The organism is Micromonospora sp. NPDC005161, from assembly GCF_053599855.1.
This window is the reverse complement of sequence record NZ_JBSFYQ010000003.1, coordinates 39438-57919: the sequence shown is the minus strand read 5'-3', so window position 1 is coordinate 57919 and position 18482 is coordinate 39438. Positions and strand designations below refer to the sequence as shown.

Annotated in this window: 17 protein-coding genes and 1 pseudogene; 12 read left to right on the top strand and 6 right to left on the bottom strand. The window is 71.8% G+C overall.

The window, feature by feature from the left end; all coding sequences use genetic code 11:
* The first annotated feature begins 46 nt into the window (after window positions 1–46).
* Complete coding sequence (locus ACWD5O_RS04080) at window positions 47–2302, top strand: hypothetical protein (protein WP_450084525.1); 2256 nt, start codon at window positions 47–49, stop codon at window positions 2300–2302.
* An 8-nt stretch (window positions 2303–2310) separates the two neighbouring features.
* On the opposite strand, the gene ACWD5O_RS04075 is transcribed toward ACWD5O_RS04080, so the two are convergent.
* Window positions 2311–3057: an SDR family oxidoreductase gene (locus ACWD5O_RS04075; protein WP_450084524.1), complete on the bottom strand. Its 747-nt coding sequence runs from the start codon at window positions 3055–3057 to the stop codon at window positions 2311–2313.
* A gap of 348 nt (window positions 3058–3405) precedes the next feature.
* Here ACWD5O_RS04075 and ACWD5O_RS04070 point away from each other — a divergent pair.
* The 6 genes and pseudogenes from ACWD5O_RS04070 to ACWD5O_RS04045 all read left to right on the top strand — a co-directional run.
* Window positions 3406–3812: pseudogene (locus ACWD5O_RS04070) on the top strand (RNA ligase RtcB family protein); the annotation flags it as partial.
* Window positions 3813–3837: 25 nt separating this feature from the next.
* Window positions 3838–4671: a PIG-L family deacetylase gene (locus tag ACWD5O_RS04065; RefSeq protein WP_354966080.1), complete on the top strand. Its 834-nt coding sequence runs from the start codon at window positions 3838–3840 to the stop codon at window positions 4669–4671.
* Window positions 4672–4730: 59 nt separating this feature from the next.
* Window positions 4731–5375, top strand: coding sequence for a response regulator transcription factor (locus tag ACWD5O_RS04060; RefSeq protein ID WP_354966081.1), 645 nt, complete (start codon window positions 4731–4733; stop codon window positions 5373–5375).
* Between the two features lie 72 nt (window positions 5376–5447).
* The gene (locus tag ACWD5O_RS04055) at window positions 5448–6617 is read left to right on the top strand and encodes a DUF418 domain-containing protein (RefSeq protein ID WP_450084523.1); all 1170 of its coding nucleotides are present in this window, start codon (window positions 5448–5450) and stop codon (window positions 6615–6617) included.
* On the top strand, window positions 6614–7615 hold the full coding sequence (locus ACWD5O_RS04050) for a sensor histidine kinase (protein ID WP_449935337.1): 1002 nt from the start codon (window positions 6614–6616) through the stop codon (window positions 7613–7615). Before ACWD5O_RS04055 ends, ACWD5O_RS04050 begins: the two co-directional genes overlap by 4 nt.
* Window positions 7616–7619: 4 nt before the next feature.
* On the top strand, window positions 7620–8147 hold the full coding sequence (locus tag ACWD5O_RS04045) for a MarR family winged helix-turn-helix transcriptional regulator (RefSeq protein WP_449935335.1): 528 nt from the start codon (window positions 7620–7622) through the stop codon (window positions 8145–8147).
* Here the strand turns inward: ACWD5O_RS04045 and ACWD5O_RS04040 are convergent.
* The gene (locus tag ACWD5O_RS04040; protein WP_450084522.1) at window positions 8116–10470 is read right to left on the bottom strand and encodes an LLM class flavin-dependent oxidoreductase; all 2355 of its coding nucleotides are present in this window, start codon (window positions 10468–10470) and stop codon (window positions 8116–8118) included. The genes ACWD5O_RS04045 and ACWD5O_RS04040 overlap by 32 nt on opposite strands.
* Before the next feature lie 207 nt (window positions 10471–10677).
* Here ACWD5O_RS04040 and ACWD5O_RS04035 point away from each other — a divergent pair, with 207 nt between their 5' ends.
* The 4 genes from ACWD5O_RS04035 (at window position 10678) to trxA (ending at window position 13183) form a co-directional block, all read left to right on the top strand.
* Complete coding sequence (locus ACWD5O_RS04035; RefSeq protein WP_449937297.1) at window positions 10678–11007, top strand: nuclear transport factor 2 family protein; 330 nt, start codon at window positions 10678–10680, stop codon at window positions 11005–11007.
* Window positions 11008–11204: 197 nt separating this feature from the next.
* The gene (locus ACWD5O_RS04030; protein WP_450084521.1) at window positions 11205–12407 is read left to right on the top strand and encodes a chitosanase; all 1203 of its coding nucleotides are present in this window, start codon (window positions 11205–11207) and stop codon (window positions 12405–12407) included.
* Window positions 12408–12473: 66 nt separating this feature from the next.
* Window positions 12474–12866, top strand: coding sequence for a MerR family transcriptional regulator (locus ACWD5O_RS04025; RefSeq protein ID WP_354966088.1), 393 nt, complete (start codon window positions 12474–12476; stop codon window positions 12864–12866).
* A complete protein-coding gene (gene trxA / locus ACWD5O_RS04020) occupies window positions 12836–13183 on the top strand; it encodes a thioredoxin (protein WP_449937290.1) in 348 nt (115 codons plus the stop codon). The genes ACWD5O_RS04025 and trxA overlap by 31 nt, the downstream gene beginning before the upstream one ends.
* Window positions 13184–13186: 3 nt before the next feature.
* On the opposite strand, the gene ACWD5O_RS04015 is transcribed toward trxA, so the two are convergent.
* Window positions 13187–13738 (bottom strand): DUF5872 domain-containing protein, encoded by a 552-nt coding sequence (locus tag ACWD5O_RS04015; RefSeq protein ID WP_450084520.1) that lies wholly within the window; start codon window positions 13736–13738, stop codon window positions 13187–13189.
* A 98-nt stretch (window positions 13739–13836) separates the two neighbouring features.
* On the opposite strand from ACWD5O_RS04015, the gene ACWD5O_RS04010 reads away from it, so the two are divergent.
* Window positions 13837–15732, top strand: a complete 1896-nt coding sequence (locus tag ACWD5O_RS04010; protein WP_450004990.1) for an ABC transporter ATP-binding protein — start codon at window positions 13837–13839, stop codon at window positions 15730–15732.
* A 61-nt stretch (window positions 15733–15793) separates the two neighbouring features.
* Here ACWD5O_RS04010 and ACWD5O_RS04005 read toward each other — a convergent pair whose 3' ends face one another.
* From ACWD5O_RS04005 to ACWD5O_RS03995, 3 genes are all read right to left on the bottom strand, one after another.
* Window positions 15794–16321, bottom strand: a complete 528-nt coding sequence (locus ACWD5O_RS04005; RefSeq protein WP_450084519.1) for a PepSY domain-containing protein — start codon at window positions 16319–16321, stop codon at window positions 15794–15796.
* A gap of 74 nt (window positions 16322–16395) precedes the next feature.
* Window positions 16396–17730, bottom strand: coding sequence for an ATP-binding protein (locus ACWD5O_RS04000; RefSeq protein WP_450084518.1), 1335 nt, complete (start codon window positions 17728–17730; stop codon window positions 16396–16398).
* Window positions 17727–18422, bottom strand: coding sequence for a response regulator transcription factor (locus ACWD5O_RS03995; RefSeq protein ID WP_450084517.1), 696 nt, complete (start codon window positions 18420–18422; stop codon window positions 17727–17729). The genes ACWD5O_RS04000 and ACWD5O_RS03995 overlap by 4 nt, the downstream gene beginning before the upstream one ends.
* Window positions 18423–18482 lie beyond the last annotated feature (60 nt).

The following is an 18482-nucleotide window of genomic DNA, read 5'->3' as shown; positions in this document are numbered from 1 at the left end:
TCCTGCCGAATCGCGTGGCCAGGGCTGCCGGGCGCATCGGGGGGCGATGTCGGATGGATCAGCGGGGTTGAGCCGGCCGGAGATACCCGACGGCGGCATCGTGGAGCTGCGGGTGCACGGGGTGTCCGGTGCGAGTGCCGCCGACGTGTTGGACCTGCGGCAGGTGGCGCAGGTGGCGGGGGACCGCAACGGGGGCTTCTACCGGCCCCGCCCGCGCTGCTCGGAGACCGACGGCGTGCGAGGGATCACGCTGGAGGCGTACCGCTGGGGTGACCTGCCCTCCGGGACCGTGGCCCGCACGATGGCGCTGGTGTTCCTGGCGCCGTTCATGCTGGCCAACGTGGCCATCTGGATGCGCCCGGCCAACCCTGGATCCGCGGCGTTGGTCAAATCCCTGTGCCGGGTGCTGGCGCTCACGCTCACCGCGTTCTACGTGCTCGCCATTGCCGGCGTCGCCCTGGACCTGATCGCCTGGAGGTGTATGGCCTCGCCCCGCTGCCTGGCCGGACGTAGCTGGTTGTCCTGGCTGGGAGGGCACCCGACCGGACTGCGGCTGGCGGTGCTCGCGCTGGTCCCGGCCGCTGCCATCGGCGTGATCTGGCGCGTCAGCAACCGCCCGGGGAGGACCTTCGACGCGTTTCACGCACCCGAGAAGTCGGTCTCCGACCATCCGCTCGGCGCGGTCGGTCAGTGGGACGCCGAGCCGCTGGTGGGTCGGCTGCGTTCCATCCACGTGGCGGCGGCGTTCGCGACACTCGACCTCACTCTGCTCGCCGCCCGAGCCGCGACCGGCGCCTCGGGCGTCACGGTCGCGCTGGCCATGGTCACCGGGGCGGTCCTGGTCGCCTGCGTGGCGCTGCTCTGCACGCCCCCGCTCATCGACCGGGGCACCGCCGACCGGCGGCTCGACGGGGTCACCCGCACGCTGCGGACGACCGCCATCATCCTGACCGTCGTCGTCGTGACCCACGTGCTGGCCAGCCGTGCGTCGTGGCGTGCGGGGGGCGGCCTGCCCGGCTACGACGCGACCCTGGCCTGGCTGTTCGTCACCCAGACGACGCTGCTGGCCGCGCTGGGCGTGGTGCTGCTCTGGCGCCGGGACCGGCGACGGGACGTCACCCCGCTGTTCGGGCTGGGAGCGCTGGTGATCGCGGCCACCGCGGTCAGCCTCGCGGTGGCGTACTCCGCCGAGCTGGTCTACCGGGTGTCGGACTTCCTGGACCGCGATCTGTCGACCGGCCTGGGCATCGCCACCGGCGCGCCCCGGGCGTACACCTGGGCGATCTACGGCTTCTTCCGCGCGGTGCTGATCACGCTGATCGTCGCGGGCCTGATGATCCTGATCTCCCGCCGCGGCCGGTACCGTGCCGCGTCGGCGATCGTCGCGGGCGACTACCCCGACGCGCCCCCGCAGACCGAACCCCGGCTGCGGCAGGTGCGGCAGGCGATAGCCCGGGCCCGGTTCACCGAGGACCTGGTGCCGTTGGCCGTGGTCTACGGCTGCCTCGCCGGACTCGGCACGGCCACCACCTCCATCGGCCTGCTGGAGCTGTTCCCGAGCGACGTCATCGAGCGGCACGTGGGGGTGCCCGCCGGCGTGGTCACCTTCGGCATCGCGTTCGGCAGCTGGCTGATCGCGGCGATCATCGTCAGTCTGATCATCGCCGGGGTCTTCGCCTACCGGACCGTCCCGTTCCGGCGCCACGTCGGCGTCCTCTGGGACCTCGGAACCTTCTGGCCCCGGGCCGCCCACCCGTTCGCGCCACCCTGCTACTCCGAACGGGCCGTGCCGGAGTTGGCCCGCCGGATCACGTACCTGGTCTCCCAGGGCAACGCGGTGCTGCTCACCGGGCACAGCCACGGCTCGGTCCTGCTCGCCGCCACGGTGCTCCAGCTGCCACCGCAGGTCGGCAACCGGGTCGCGCTGCTCACCCACGGGTCGCCGCTGCGCCGGCTCTACGGTCGGCTCTTCCCCGCCTACATCGACGACGCGGCACTGCGCGAGATCGGGGACCGGGTCGGCTGGCGGTGGGTGAACCTGTGGCGCGACACCGACCCCATCGGCGGCTGGCTCTTCTCCGCCCACCGGCCGGGTGCGCCGGCCACCGTGGAAGGCCCGCCGGCCGCGGTGGACCGTCGACTGCGAGATCCCAGCGATGTGGTGACGCCACCCAGCGACAGTGTCCCCCCACCGATCGAGGGGCACTGCCCGGAGGAATCGAGCGAGTCGCTGACCGCCGCGGTGGGTGAGCTGGTGCGGCGCCTCGGAGGGCCGGCGGACCCGCCCGCCACGGCGACGTAGTGCCGACGCTAGGCCGCCTGCTTGCGCCAGTCGTCGAGGCGCGTGCCGGCGAGGCGGGCGCCATCGGCGGGGACGAGGGAGCGCTCACCCAGCGTGGTTCCGAAGTACTGGGCGGCGGGGTCGGTCACCACCGAGCGGGAGTCGTGACGCGCCGCGAGAGTGGATCGGCCCAGCTCGTCGAGGCGGAACTGCTCCGGCCCGGCGATCTCGACCACGGCGTTCGTCGGTGCGCCGACCGTGACCTCGGCGACGGCGGACGCGACGTCGTCAGCCGCCATCGGCTGGATGAGCGCCGGCGCGAGGCGGACGGTGTCGCCGTCCGTGGCGGCGTCGATGATGCCCTGGACGAACTCGAAGAACTGCGTGGCGTGCACCAGCGAGTACGGCAGCCCGGACGCGGCGATGAGCTTCTCCTGGGCGACCTTGGCCCGCATGTACCCGCTGTCCGGAAGCCGGTCCGAGCCCACGATCGAGAGGGCCACGTAGTGCCCCACCCCGGCTTCCGCCGCGGCGGCGAGGAGGTTCCGGGTGGACGTCTGGAAGAACTCCAGCACGGCGGCAGCCTCGAACGAGGGGGAGTTCGACACGTCGACCACGATGTCGGCGCCGTCGAGCACCGCACCCACCCCTTCGCCGGTCAACGTGTTCACGCCGGTCTTCGGCGACGCCGGGACGGCCTCATGGCCCTGCGCGCCGAGCTTGCCCACGAGCTTGGAGCCGATGAGGCCGCTGCCGCCGATAACGACGATCTTCATGGACCAGCCTTCCTGCTGTCAGCTGACGGATGACCCCCGGAGCGGACGGGGTCACGACGACATCAGGCTACGTACCTGCGGATACCTCGCGTGGAGACATCGCCCCTCATGACTGGGTACGGCCACCGGCCGCACCACGACAGCGCAGCTCGGCGGGGCGGCGGGGCGGCGAAAGTCGCTTGCCGGGCGCGGCGGGCTCCGAAAGAGTGGCGTCCATGACGTACTGACGGACAACGCCTCCTGCTCCGAGCACCGGTGACAACATCCCGGTGCCGTGATGCCGTCCGTCCCTACGTTTCCCTCAGAAGCGAGCGTCTCTTGTCTGAGCACCACTCCCGTCGGGAGTCTCTGCCCCCGTCCACTCCAGCGACCCTCTCGGTGGTCGCCTCCCCCGTCGGCGCCGCCATGACGTCGACCGTGCGGTACCCGTTTCTGGTGGACTCCGACATCGGGGGCGGCGTCGCCGTTCTCCCCATCCGGCTCACGGGCGTCGTACCCGAGTGCCTGGCCGGGCGGTTCCCCGACCTCGACCATGCGCTGGATCGAGCGGGACGCCGACGACCCGACCCGGGCCGTCGTGCCGGGCGACAGTCCGGCCGGCGACCTGGAGGGCCTCGGTGCGGTCGGCCGGGGCAACCACATCGTCGAACGTACGCGCGTCGACACCTTCTTCGACCCCAGTTGCGCGGGCCGTCCCGGGCTCGGCGCCGGTGACCTCCGTGCTCATCGCCGAGAACGGGCGTGTCGGCTCGGGCGCGGGCGGCCTCGTAGGGTGATGGCATGGCTGAGCGATCTCTGACCTTGATGGCGGTGCACGCGCACCCCGACGACGAGGCGACGAGCACCGGTGGTGTCCTTGCGCGCTACGCGGCGGAGGGGATCACGACCGTGCTCGTGACCTGCACCGACGGGCGCTGTGGCGACGGCCCCGGCGGGGTCAAGCCCGGCGACCCGGGGCACGACGCGGCCGCGGTCGCGGCGATGCGCGAGGCCGAGCTGGAGGTCAGCTGCGCGGCGTTGAAGGTCACCCACCTGGAGACGCTCGGCTATGCCGATTCCGGGATGATGGGCTGGGCGACCAATGACCTGCCCGGCGCGTTCTGGGCCACGCCGGTCGACGAGGCCGCGGACCGGCTGGCGGAACTGATCCGCCGGTACCGGCCGGACGTCGTCGTCACCTACGACGAGAACGGCTTCTACGGCCACCCGGACCACATTCAGGCCCACCGGATCACCATGGCCGCTGTCGCGAAGACGGACGTTCCCGCAAAGGTGTACTGGACCACGGTGCCTCGTACGGCGTTCGCGGAATTCGGCCGGATCATGCGGGAGCTCGGCGTCGATTGGGCCGATCCGGACGCGTCGTCGGCCGAACCGGCGCCGGAGCTCGGCCTGCCCGACGAGGAGATCACCACCTGGGTGGACACGCGCAGCTATGGCGAGCAGAAGTTCGACGCGTTGGCCGCGCACGCCAGCCAGACCGAGAACATCTTCTTCCTGCAACTGGGCCGGGAGCGGTTCACCGAGCTGATGGGCCTGGAGACCTTCGTCCGGGTCCGGGACACCACCGGCGCGCCGGTTCCCGAGGACGACCTCTTCGCCGGACTGCGCTGACGCGTCGACGCGGCGCACAGGCCGCAGAGCTGAAACAGCGCGCAGGCTACCGTTGCCCGGTGCGAGCGGTGGTGGCGGAAGATCTCGTGTTGCTCCGGGACGGGCTGATCCGGCTGTTGGAGGCACACGGCTTCCAGGTGGTCGCCGCCGTGGGCAGCGGGCCGGATCTGCTGCGGGAACTGCTCGCGCAGCGTCCCGACGTGGCGGTGGTCGACGTGCGGCTACCGCCGACGTACACCGATGAGGGGCTGCGGGCCGCGCTCGCGGCCCGCAGCGAGGTGCCGGGGCTGCCGGTGCTGGTGCTCTCCCAGTACGTGGAGCGGTTGTACGCGCGGGAGCTGCTCGCCGACGGCCACGGCGGGATCGGCTACCTGCTCAAGGATCGAATCTCCGACATCGGCGAGTTCGTGGACGCGGTCCGCCGGGTCGCCGGCGGCGGCACCGCGCTCGATCCCACCGTGGTGGCGAAGCTGCTCGACAGCCGTCAGCGGGTGCTGCCGCTGGACCGGCTGACGACCCGTGAGCGGGAGGTGCTCGCGCAGATGGCACAGGGCCGGTCCAACGCGGCGATCGGGACCGCTCTCTTCATCACCGAGAAGGCGGTCGCGAAGCACACCAACAGCATCTTCGCCAAGCTCGGGTTGCAGTCGTCCGAGGACGACAACCGGCGGGTCCTCGCCGTCCTCGCCCACCTCGACGCATAGGGGTACTGGTACCACCACGGGAGGGGTTCCAGGCTCCTCGAAACGCGCCGCGCGAACGGCGAGCCTGGAGCCATGACCGCAACCCCCAGCACCGTGACCCCGCAGGCGGGTCCCGTCCCCCGCGCCGAGCGCGCGCTCGCCCCGGACCTCGCCCGCGGCGCGATGCTGCTGTTCATCGCCCTCGCCAACGCCGCGAACTTCGCGTTCGCCGGCCAGCCGGGCCTCGACGGCACACCGCACGGCATGCAGCGCGCCATCAACTTCGTCCTGGCCACACTCGTCGACAGCCGCGCCTACCCGGTCTTCGGCGTCATGTTCGGCTACGGCCTGGTGCAGATCACCCGACGGCAGGGCATCGCCGCGCGTCGGATCCTGCTGCGCCGCAACGCCGCCCTGATCGGCTTCGGCCTGGTCCACGCGACACTGCTGTACTTCGGGGACTTCCTCGGCGCCTACGGCATCGTCGGCATCGCCGCCACCCTGCTGTTGCTGGGCAGGAGCGACCGCTTCCACCGCATCGTGCTGTGGCTGTGGGGCGTCCAGACGGTGTACGCCGGGTTCCTGGCGGTGCTGGCGCTCACCAGCGCGCGTGGCGGGGAGGCGGTGCTCACCAACACGCCGAACCCGTCGCTGGCCGCCGCCTCGTACGGCCAGTCGCTCCTGGACCGGCTCGCCGAGTGGCCGGTGCACACCGCCACCGTCCTCCCGTTCATCGTCATCGTGTGGCTGGGGATCTGGGCCGCCCGTCACCGCGTCCTGGAGGACCCCGCCACGCACCGCACGCTGCTGCGCCGCGTCACCGTCGGCTGCCTCGGCATCTCCGTCGTCGGCGCGCTCCCCTACGCGCTCATCGCCGCTGGTGCCGTGCACGTCGACGCGGCTACCGTCGAGTCCATGGCACTCCTGCACGCGGTGAGCGGCGAGTACGGAGGCCCGGGCTATGTCGCGTTGTTCGGACTGTTCGCGCTCCGGCTCAGCGGCGCCCGTCGCGGCCGGGCGCTGCTCGCCGCGGTGATCGCGCTCGGGCAGCGGTCGCTGAGCGGGTACCTGTGGCAGTCCGTGGCCTGGCTGGCGCTGTTCTCGCCGTGGGCGCTGCACCTGACCGGCACGTACACCGCCGCCGGGGCCGCGGTCGCGATCTGGCTGGTCTCCGTCGCCGCGGCGCGGGCCATGAGCGCCACCGGCAACCGTGGGCCCGCCGAGACGCTGCTGCGGCGGATCACCTACCGTCCGGGCCGATGACCGCCACCACCCGCAGGACCGTGGCCGGGACGCTCTGCGTCGCGGCCACGGTCGCCTGGCTGGTCACCGGCCGCGGCGAGTTCTGGCCACGCTGGGTGTACTTCGGCATCGGCACCGTGCTGCTCGGCCGTCTCCTGCTGCGCCGAGCGCTGCGGGTGCCGACCGGCCGGCGTCGCTGGCTCGCCCTCGACGTCGCCGCCTGCACGTTGCTCATGGCCGTGGACCTCAGCGCCTGGGTTCTCAGCGGTGGCGGGTACTTCTGGCCGATCTGGACCCTCCTCGGTGTGGCGCTGATCCTCGGACTGCACGCGTGGGTCGTCAGCCGCCCACCGGGTGCCCGCGAACGGGAACTCGCCGAACGGATCGCCACCCTGACCCGTTCCCGGCGCGGTGCCGTGGATCGCCAGGCGGCCGAGCTCAAACGGGTGGAACGCGACCTGCACGACGGCGCCCAGGCCCGGCTGGTCTCCCTGGCGCTGACCCTCGGTCTGGCCGGTGACCTGGTACGCCGCGACGCCGACGGCGCCGAGCGCCTGCTGGAGGAGGCCCGCGCCACCGCGGTCGCGGCCCTCGACGACCTCCGCACGGTCACCCAGAGCATCCACCCGGCCGTCCTCGCCGACCGCGGCCTCGGTGACGCGGTCCGAGCGCTGGCCCTCGACCTTGCCGTGCCAGTCAGGGTGAGCGGCGACCCACCCGAGGACCTCCCACCTGCCGTGCAGACCGCGGCGTACTTCGCGGTGGCCGAGGCCCTGGCCAACGTGGCGAAGCACAGTGGCGCCACGCAGGTGTCCGTGGTGTTCGACCAGACCGGCGACACGCTGCGGATCGTTGTCACCGACAACGGCACCGGCGGTGCCGACCCGGCCCGTGGCACCGGCCTGCGCGGCATCATCGAGCGGCTCGACGCCATCGACGCCCGCCTGCGGGTGAGCAGCCCCGCCGCCGGCCCGACCCGGGTCACGATCACGATCCCGGTCGACCCGTCGCTAGGGTAGGCACATGTCCGACATCGACCCCTGCGAACTGCCAGCCGACCGCCAGCGCGGTTCGAACTTCGGGTGGTCGCTCGGCATGGTGCTGCGGCGCTGGCACGAGTACGTCGAGGAGGCGTTGAAGGACCTGCCCCACGGCAGTCGCGGCTACCACATCCTGGCCGTGGTCGTCCACGAGGAGGTGCCGACACAGGTCGCCCTGGCGTCCCGCCTGGTGATCGACCGCAGCGTCCTCACGTACGTGATCGACGACCTGGAGAACGCCGGCCTGATCGAGCGGCAGCTGGACCCGCGCGACCGCCGTGCCCGCCGGATCGTGGCCACCGAGCACGGGAGGCTGGCCCTCGCCGACGCCGAGAAGCGGGTCGCGCACGCCGAGGACCACGTGCTGGCCGGGCTACCCGAGGAGCAGCGGGCGACCTTCCGCGACTTCGCCGACCGCGCCGCCGAGGCGATCCAGGCCGCCGCGCCCGGCACCGATCCCTGCGTCGCGGTCACCAGTGTCATGGGGCCGACGGACCAGTCCCCGCGCTGACCCGGGCCCGACGGTCTCGCGCGGCATTGTCGGTCTCCTCTCCGCCCTGCCGGGCAGGCGCCGGTGGGATGGGGAAGTTGCGGTTGAAGACGTTGTCCGGGTCGTACGTCGCCTTGACGGCGCGCAGCCGGCTGAGGGTGGGCTCGGGGAAGGCGTCCAGGAGCCGCTCCGGGCTCGTGTCGGACTCGAAGCTGAGGTACATGCCGTCGAGGTGCTCGTCCAGGTCCGCCCAGTGCTTGTCGAGTCGGGACCGACGCTCCGGCACGGTGGCGGCGAGCACGGAGAAGTTCTGGTCCCGGTGCGCGTACGCGGTGGTTTCCCGGGCGAGGTCGTTGACCGCTCCCCCGACGGACCGGAACTGCATGACCATCACGTCACCGGAGCCGATCATCGTCGCCATGACCTCCGCGGCCTGCGGTGTGATGTGATGCAGCAGGCCGCTGTGGCTGTCCGACAGTCCCTGGCCCCGATGCTGGTTGCCGGGCGGCGCGACGAGCGCCGGATACGGCGCGAGCTGCGCCTGCTGGTCGAGGATCGGCCCGATCTCCAGGAACGGGCTCAGCGCGGACTGCGCCGCTTCGATGTCGTCTCCGGCGTACACCAGGGTGACCTGGGCCGTCGGCGGGTCGCCGCGGCGTCCGGGGAAAAGGGAGAGGAAGCTGGTCAACTCCCGCGGCGCGTCCTCGACGAGCCGACCCCAGCGACCGAGAACGTCGGCCGTGTCGCTCGCGTCGACCACGAGCCGGGCGAAGACGACCTTGTCGACCTCGTACGCCTCCAGCTCGAGCGCGGTGACGACACCGAAGTTGCCGCCCGCGCCGCGGATCGCCCAGAACAGGTCGGGGTGCTGGTGTTCGTCGACCCGGAGCAGGCTGCCGTCCGCGGTGACGATCTCGGCGGCGACGATGTGGTCGATGGTCAGGCCGTACTTGCGCACCAGGTATCCGACGCCGGCGGTGGTGGCGAGGCCGCCGACACCCACGTCGCCGTAGTCCCCCGAGCTCATCGCCAGCCCGTACGGGGCGAGCGCCTGCGCGACGTTTCCCCAGCGGGCTCCCGGCTCCAGCCGGATCCGGCGGGTGGCCCGGTCGAGCACCTCGACCTTGTCCATCGTGGACATGTCGATGACGAGTCCGCCGTCGATCGTCGACCGTCCGCTGATGCCGTGCCCGCCGCTGCGGACGGCGAGTGGAAGCTGCTGCGTCCGCGCGTAGGCCACGGCGTCGACCACCTCGGCGGCGTTCCGGGGGCGGATCACCAGGGCCGGTGAGCCCTGCCAGCTGTAGCTGTGCCGCACCCGCTCGTACTCCGGGTCGCCGGGCTCGACGGACGTGCTGGCCAGCGACGCGGGCAGAGCGTCGTAGTCGACGCCGGGCTGGCGCTTGGCCAGGGCGACGCTCGGCCGGACCCGGCCGAGCGTGGTTTCGCTGCCCGCGCGCGCCTTGGCCACGGCCTCCCGCAGCGCGGGGGCGATCTCCTGCCCGAACGCCTCGATGAGGCGTGGGTCGTCACGGCCGATCAGGAAGGTGCTGAACCCCTCCTCGAGGACCAGTGGGAGGAGCTGATCGACCCACTGCTCGGCCGGCCCTTGGAGGAAGCCACGGCTACGCGAGGACACGTCGACCGTGAACAGGTTGAGCAGGCGACGGATCTGTCGCGGGTCGCGTCCGGCGGCCACCGCCGCCTCGTCGATGAGTCGGTTGGCGGTGGCCCGGTCCGGTGACCGGAGGTACTCCAGTGTCGGCAACCAACCGTTGGCCTTCTGGCCGGTCAACGCCAGCATCCTGGGCTGGTAGGCGCCGAGCCAGATGTTGATGTCGTGCTCCGGTGCCGGGCCGCGCCGCATGCCCGGAATCGGGTAGTACTTTCCCTCGCGCTGGAGCGGTCCGGCGGGACCGTCGTCCCAGACGCCACGCAGCACGTCGATCGCCTCGCGCAGCGCCTCGACGCCCTGCCCCGCGGTCAGCCGGCGTACGCCCATCCCCTCGATCCCGTCCCAGGAGGCACCGGCGCCGAGACCGAGTTCGAACCGGCCGTGCGACAGCCGGTCCAGGCTCACCGCGGCCCGGGCCAGGACGGCCGGCGGGCGCAGCGGCAGGTTCAGGACGTTCGCGGAGACCCGGAGCCGCTCGGTGCGGGCAGCGACCCAGCTCAGCAGAGTCCAGGTGTCCAGGAAGTCGGCGTTGTAGGGATGGTCCTGGAAGGTGGCGAGATCCAGCCCCGTCGCCTCGGTCAGCTCAGCCAACGCCACCACCCGGTCCGGGTCGTGCACGGTCGGCGTGAGGAACGTCCCGAACAGGAGGTCGTGTCCGTAATCGGGCATTGCCGTATCCACCAATCTGCTTCTCGTCAGGTATCTGTTGATCCACAACTTATTTGCCCGCCCGCACATTCCGTCCAGGGCGAGGTGTGTTGGTCACAACATGAGTTGTCGAACAAACGGTGAGCATCGGACGCGTTCGGCCGGAGGTCAGGAGCGGTTGCTCTACGCTCACCACCGGGTTCTTGCCAACCGACGAAAGATCGACTCATGGCCACCACGGACACCCCCGCCGCCATCCGCGCCTTCATCGACGCGACCAACAGCGGCGACTCAGAGGCCTTCGCCGCCGCCTTCACCGACGACGCCTACCTCAACGACTGGGGCCGCGAGTATCGGGGCCGTGACGGCGTACGCGACTGGGACGGGACGGACAACATCGGCAAGCAGTCGCACTTCGAGATCGTCGCGATCGAGCCCGGGTCCGATCCCGACAGCTACGTCGTCACCCTCACGGTGACCGGAAACGGCTACAACGGCACCGGCCCGATGACCTTCCACCTGCGCGGCAACCTCATCGCGAGCCTGCGGATCAGCTGACGGCCGCGCCACCTCGGGGCGCCCGGAACCGCGCCGACCCGCCACTCCCGTGGACGTGCGTCCACGATTGACAGCACATCGACGCGCTGCTATTTGTTAACAGAGTTTCCTGATGCTTGCGGCGCCCACGGGGTCGATCCGCCGCACGGGGGCCACCGACCCGCCGGCGGCACGCCGCCCCGTCCCCGAGGAGCGCCATGCTTCGCAAGAGGTCAGCCGCCTACGTCGTGGGCGCGCTGCTCGGCGGCACCGCGGCGGTCGGGTACGGCCTGCCGTCGGCCAGCGCGGCGGCCGCCGGCCCGATCACCGGCCTCGGCGGCAGGTGCGTCGACGTCGCCGGAGCCAACCCGGCCAACGGCACCGCCGTCCAGCTCTACGACTGCAACGGCAGCGCGGCCCAGACGTGGACGGTCGGCAACGCCGACAACTCGGTCCGGGCGCTGGGCAAGTGCCTGGACGTCACCGCCGCGTCGACCGCCAACGGCGCCAAGGTGCAGCTGTACGACTGCAACAACACCGGCGCCCAGAAGTGGACGGCCACCAACGGCGCGCTGGTCAACACGGGCTCCGGCAAGTGCCTCGACGTCACGGATCGGAGCACCGCGAACGGCGCCCGGTTGCAGATCTGGAGCTGCTCCGGCGCCACCAACCAACGGTGGACCCTGCCCGGTGGTGGCACCCCCACCCCGACCGTCCCGGCCGGGCGCAACCTCGACGACCCGGCGAAGAAGGACGTCGCCATGCAGCTCGTCTCGGCAGCGGAGAACTCGTCGCTCGACTGGCGCGCGCAGTTCTCCTACATCGAGGACATCGGCGACGGGCGGGGCTACACCGCCGGCATCATCGGCTTCTGCTCCGGCACCGGCGACATGCTCGAACTGGTCGAGGCGTACACCCGCACCAAGCCGGGCAACGTGCTGGCCTCGTACCTGCCGGCGCTGCGCGCGGTCAACGGCACCCCCTCGCACGCCGGTCTCGACCCCAACTTCCCCCGCGACTGGCGGGCCGCGTCCACCGACACCGTCTTCCGGGCCGCGCAGGAGGCCGAGCGGGACCGGGTGTACTTCAACCCGTCGGTACGCGACGGCAAGGCCGACCAGGTCCGGGCGCTCGGCCAGTTCGCCTACTACGACGCGGCCGTCATGCACGGGTACGAGGGCATGCGGGCGATCCGCAACCGCGCACTGGCCCGGGCGAAGCCTCCGGCGCAGGGCGGCGACGAGCGCACCTGGCTCCACGCCTTCCTCGACGAGCGGGTCATCGAAATGAGGAAGGAGGCGGCCCACTCGGACACGTCCCGCGTCGACACGGCTCAGCGGGTGTTCCTCAACAACGGCAACTTCGACCTGAACACGCCACTGGCGTTCGCCGTCTACGGGGAGCAGTTCCGCATCGGCTAGGTGCCCTTGCCTTGACGTCGGCGACAAGGTTTAGCGTGGTCGTGACGGGCTGGCGGAGGGGGTCGGATACTAATCGGTGAGCTGGCGGAACGGGCTGGCACAAGCACCCGCGCCCTGCGCTACTACGAGGCGCACGGCTTGGTACGCCCAGAGCGCTCCGCCAACGGCTACCGGGTCTACGACGAGGCGGAACTCCGGGTCGTACGGGAGATCCGCGCGCTGCTCGACGTCGGCTTCGGCCTCGACGACGTCCGTCCGTTCGTCGCCTGTCTTCGGGCTGGCAACGCGTCCGGCGGCGTCTGCCCGGACTCGGTGGTGGTGCTGCGACGCAAGCTCACCGAGGTCGACGCCTACCTCGACCAGCTCGGCGCGGTCCGCCAGCAGCTCCACACCCAGCTCACCCACGCCATCGCGCACCGGGAGGAAACATGCCCCAGGAAACGGCAATCGGCTCACTAGTCACCGTCACCGACGACACGTTCGCCGAGCTGGTGCTGGCCAGCGATCGACCCGTGGTGGTCGACTTCTGGGCGGAGTGGTGCCCGCCCTGCAAGGCGATCGAGAAAAGCCTGGCCGAGCTGGCCGGGGAGTTCGGCGAGCGGATGGTCGTGGCCAAGCTCAACTCCGACGAGAACCCGGAGGCCACCCGGCGCTACAGCGTCATGTCCCTGCCGACGCTGCTGGTGTTCCGCCAGGGCGAGGTCGTCGGCTCGACCGTGGGGTCCAGGCCGAAGACACACCTCCGGCAGATCCTGACCACACAGGCCGACCTGTAAGGGTCAGCGGCGGCTGAGCTCCGCCTCGAGTCGCTGGATGAGCGTCTTGCGGGCTTTTCCATCGCGCTCCCGCCGCAGGGCCGACTTGAGCTGTCGCGTGTCGAGGCCACGGACCAGCTTGACGGCCTCGGCGACCGACATCTCCGACATCCGTCCGGCCGTCGTGGCGTCCCGGCGGGCCCGACTGGCCGGCCCCGTGTTGGCCACGAACTGTCTGCCGGTTCGCGACGCCTTCCGTTTCTTGGTGTCGGTGGCGCGCTTCTCGTCCTCCGACAGCTCCTCCCAGGCCTTCTTCGGCAGGTAGCGACTGGTTGTGTCGCCGTGCCGGGCCCGGGTGTCGCCCTCCCTGGTCTGCCAGTCCTCCGCGCCCCACCGTTGCAGGGACTTCTGCCGCTCGTCCTTGGGGCCCAGGAATCCCCCGCCGCGCCTCTTGTACTCCTGGGTGACCAGTTGTGACTTCCGCGCCGACCACTGTCCCGGTCTGCCACCCTTGTCGGAGGACTTGATCTCTTCCTTGATCTGCTCTCTGAGCTCGGGCTTCGTGTACCGCGCCATGGATCGCAGCTACCCGGGACCACACCGTCCATGCCTCCCGCGCGGCGGCTTGACCTCAACCTCACACGAGGTTCTAGCCTTCTTCGCGGAGGTACGGCATGAGCATGGAAGTTACCGCGTGGACGTCCCTGCACCACGCGATGAACGCGCAGGACGAACGACCACTGTCCCGGGCGACCCTGAAGCGCATCGCGCGGTTCGCGCGGCCGCACCGAGCTTTGATCATCAGGTTCCTGCTGTTGAGCGTGGTGACAGCGGCCCTCACGGTGGCGGCACCGGTCCTCGCCGGACGGGTCGTGGACGCGATCGTCGACGGCGCCGACAGCGGCATCGTGATCCGGTTGGCCGTGCTGATCGCCGTGATCGCCCTGGCCGAAGCCGGCCTGGGCCTGGTGACGCGGTTCCTGTCCGCCAGCATCGGCGAGGGACTGATCGTCCAGCTGCGGACAGCCGTCTTCGATCACGTCCAGCGCATGCCGGTGGCGTTCTTCACCCGGACCCGCACCGGTGCGCTGGTCAGCCGTCTGAACAACGACGTGATCGGCGCGCAGCGGGCCTTCAGCAACACCCTGTCGGGTGTGGTCGGCAACGCCGTGACACTGCTCCTGACGCTGGCGGTGATGCTCAGCTTCTCGTGGCAGATCACGCTGCTGGCGCTCGTCCTGCTGCCCATCTTCGTCCTCCCGGCCCGGCGGATGGGTTCGCGGCTCGCCCGGTTGCAGCGCGAGGCGGCGGAGCACAACGCGGCCATGAGCACCCGGATGACCGAGCGCTTCTCGGCACCCGGCGCGACACTGGTCAAGCTGTACGGACGTCCGGCCGAGGAGTCGGCCGAGTTCGCGGCGCGGGCGCGGCGGGTGCGCGACATCGGCATCCGTGCCGCCATGCTCCAGTGGGTCTTCATCACCGCGCTCACCGTTGTCGGCTCGTTGGCGCTGGCACTGGTCTACGGGCTGGGGGGTCTCTACGCCCTTCGGGGCAGCCTCGACGCCGGCACCGTGGTCGCGCTCGCGCTGCTGCTGTCGCGCCTCTACGCGCCGTTGACGTCGCTGGCCAGCGCCCGGGTCGAGGTGATGAGCGCCCTGGTGAGCTTCGAGCGGGTGTTCGAGATCCTCGATCTCAAGCCGCTGATCCTCGACAGGTCCGACGCCCGGCCGCTCCCGGACGGGCCGGTCGCGGTCGAATTCGACGCGGTACGGTTCGGCTACCCCTCGGCCGACAAGGTGTCCCTCGCCTCCCTTGAGGACGTGACGAAGCTCGATACGCGCGGCGGTGAGGAGGTGCTGCACGGCGTGTCGTTCCGCGCCGAAGCCGGGCAGATGGTGGCCCTCGTCGGCTCCTCCGGAGCGGGCAAGTCGACGATCGCCCAACTCGTGCCGCGCCTGTACGACGTCGAGGGTGGCACGGTGAAGCTCGGCGACGTCGACGTACGCGACCTGTCGGCCGAGTCGATCCGAACGGCACTCGGCGTGGTGACCCAGGACGGGCACCTGTTCCACGAGAGCATCCGCGCCAACCTGGTTTTCGCCCGGCCGGATGCGACCGAGGAGGAGATGTGGGAGGTACTGGGACGGGCCCGGCTCGACACCCTGATCCGCTCACTTCCGGATGGGCTCGACACCGTCGTCGGTGAACGGGGGTACCGCCTGTCGGGCGGGGAACGGCAACGCCTCACCATCGCGCGGCTACTGCTGGCCCGTCCCCGTGTGGTCATCCTCGACGAGGCCACGGCGCATCTGGACTCCACGTCGGAAGCCGCCGTACAGGACGCCCTCGCCGAGGCCCTGACCGGCCGGACCAGTGTGGTCATCGCGCACCGGCTGTCCACCATCCGTGCGGCCGACCAGATCCTCGTCGTCGAGGACGGACGCATCGTGGAACGCGGGCGCCACAGCGAGCTGCTCGCCGCCGGTGGCCGGTACCAGGACCTGTACCGCACCCAGTTCGACCAGGACGGGCCGGCGGCCCAGGAGGAGCGCGTCGCGGCCGTCTGAGAAATGCCTTCGTACCGCCGCCCGCCACGGTGCGTCCGTAGCGGGCGGCGGCAACCCGGCGTCAGTCGTCGTCGCCGGCCCTGTCGTCATCGTCATCGTCGTTCCGGTCGTCGCCGTCGTCGTCACCGTCGTCGACGGACTCCTGTTCGGCCTTGACCACCGTGCCGTTGTCCCGGTCGACGTCCACCTCGTGCTCGATGTCGCCGGCGATGATCTCGACGCTCCAGACTGGTCGGCCGTGCTCCTGCTCGGCCTCCACCTCGGTGATCCGGCCGCCGCCGGCCCTGGCGAGCGCGATCTCGCCGGCGCGCTGCTCGTTGACCGCCGCGCCCGCCGGCGAACCACCTCCCGACGGCGTACCGCTGGTGCTCGGCGCGGCGGTCGTGCCGCTGGTACCCGGCGCGGGCGTCGTGCCGCGGGTGGCGCTGTCGTCCGGCGCGTCCGTGGCCGTCGGACCGACGGTGGCGGCGGCGAGTGTCGTGCCGCTGGCCCGTGGGTCGCCGGCGGCGCTCACGCCGACGGCGACCCCGGCCACGGCCAGCACCGCCGCTCCGCCGACCGACGCCAGGAGCAGAGAGCTGCGCTTCATCGTGATGCCCACCTTTCCTCGGTTGTCGACTTCGAGGATCGGTTGGATCGGGATAGCGCCGCGCTGTCCGGACGCTAAGGCCGGGTTAAGCCGTTCCCGGCGGGCCTGGGCCCGCCGTCCACCGCTGGTCGCCCGGGCGTCGGCGGCCCGAGCCGGAGCAGCACCTGCACCCCGCCCTCCGGACCGGTACGCAGCTCCAGCCGACCGCCGCCGGCCTGCGCGGCACGGCGGGCGATGTCCAGGCCGAGGCCGGTCGACCCGGCCGGGCTGGCACCCCGCCGCACCGCCCCGGCCGGCATCCCCGGGCCATCGTCGGTGATCGTGAGCAGCGCCTGGCCCTCTTCCCGGGCGAGCCGGACGGCGAACGGCGTGCCGTCGGGGGTGTGCGCGAAGACGTTGCCGAGCAGGGCGTCCACGGCCGCCGCCAGATCGTCGGCGGGCACACCGACCGGAAGCGGGCCGGGCGCCAGGTCGAGGGTGACGGTCCGGCCGGTGTCCTCGGCCAGCACCGACCAGAACGCGACCCGGTCGGCGACGATCGTCGCGGCGTCCGAGGTGGCCGCTCCCGTCGCCGGTGACCGGCGCCAGCGGGCCTGCCGGATCAGGCCGGTGACCGCCCGTTCCAGCCCGTCGGCGGCGGCGGTGATCCGTGCCGCGTCGTCCGGGTCGCGCAGCGACTCCGCCTCCAGCCGCAGCGCCGTCAGCGGCGTCCGCAGCCGGTGCGACAGGTCGGCGACCTGCTCGCGCTCCTGGAGCAGGAGCACCTGGATCCGCCCGGCAAGGTGGTTGAGGGCCCCGGCCACCTCACGCAGCTCCGCCGGGCCGGCCGGCACGACCCGGGCGTCCAGCTCGGCGTTCGCGAGCCGGTGGGACACGGCGGAGAGGTCGCTGATCGGCCGGACCAGGGTGCGCGCCAGCCGGTCGGCGACCACCAGCCCGATCACCACCAGGACCACTCCGAGCAGGGCCAGCACCAGCCAGGCCCGGGTCACCCCGGCGGTCAACTCGTGCGGAGGCACCAGGATCCGGATCACTCCGGTGCCGTCGGCCCGGCCCTGCACCGCGATGACCACCTCCCGGCCGGCCGCCGACTCCCCCGTGAGGCTCTGCCCGCGCGCGGCCAGGGCCACTGCGGGCGTACGGGGCACCGGGGCGCCGAGCACCGTGCCGTCCGGCAGGAAGACGCTCACCGGTCGACCGGACTCCGCGGCGAGCTGCTCGACGGTGAGCCGGATGGTCGCCGCGTCGGCGGTGCCGACCACCGGTACCAGGCTCTGCGCGTCAGCGGTGGCCCGGACGGTGGCCCGGTCCTCGGCGACGGTGCGGACCAGCAGCGCCAGCGGCACGAGGAACGCGATCAGGGTGAGGACGCTGACCGCGGCGACCAGCAGCGCGAGCCGGGCCCTCACCGCTGTGCCCCCGGCGCCTCCAGCCGCACCCCGACGCCGCGCACGGTGTGCAGGTAGCGGGGTTCCAGAGCGCTCTCACCCAACTTGCGGCGCAACCAGGACAGGTGCACGTCGACGGTCTTGTCGGCGCCGCCGTACGGGATCTGCCAGACCTCGGTGAGCAGCTCGCGCTTGGTGACCACCTGACCCGGCCGGCCGGCGAGGTGGTGCAGCAGATCGAACTCGCGGGGCGTCAGCTCGACCGTCGTGCCGTCCAGGGTGACCTGTCGGGCCCGGGGGTCGATCCGCAGCCCGCCGACGACGAGTGCAGGGTCCTGCGGGCCGGTGCCGGAGGTGCCCCGCCGGAGCACGGCCCGCGCGCGGGCGTCGAGCTGGGCCGCGGTGAACGGCTTGACCACGTAGTCGTCGGCCCCCGCGTCGAGGACCCGGACGATTTCGGCCTCGTCGTCGCGGGCGGTGGCCACGATGACCGGCACCGAGCTGACCGCCCGCAGCATCCGCAGCAGCTCACGTCCGTCCAGGTCGGGCAGCCCCAGGTCGAGCACGACGAGGTCGGGCCGGTCGTCCAGCGCGTCGCGGAGCCCGGCCATCGCGGTCGAGGCGGCGGCCACCGCGTGGCCGCGTTCCCGCAACGCCCGGATCAGCGGTGTACGGATCGTCAGGTCGTCCTCGATGAGCAGCAGGCGGGCCACAGCTGGCAGGCTAGCCGCTGCGGCGGGGACCGAGGCGGACGTTAACCGTGCCTTAGCCTC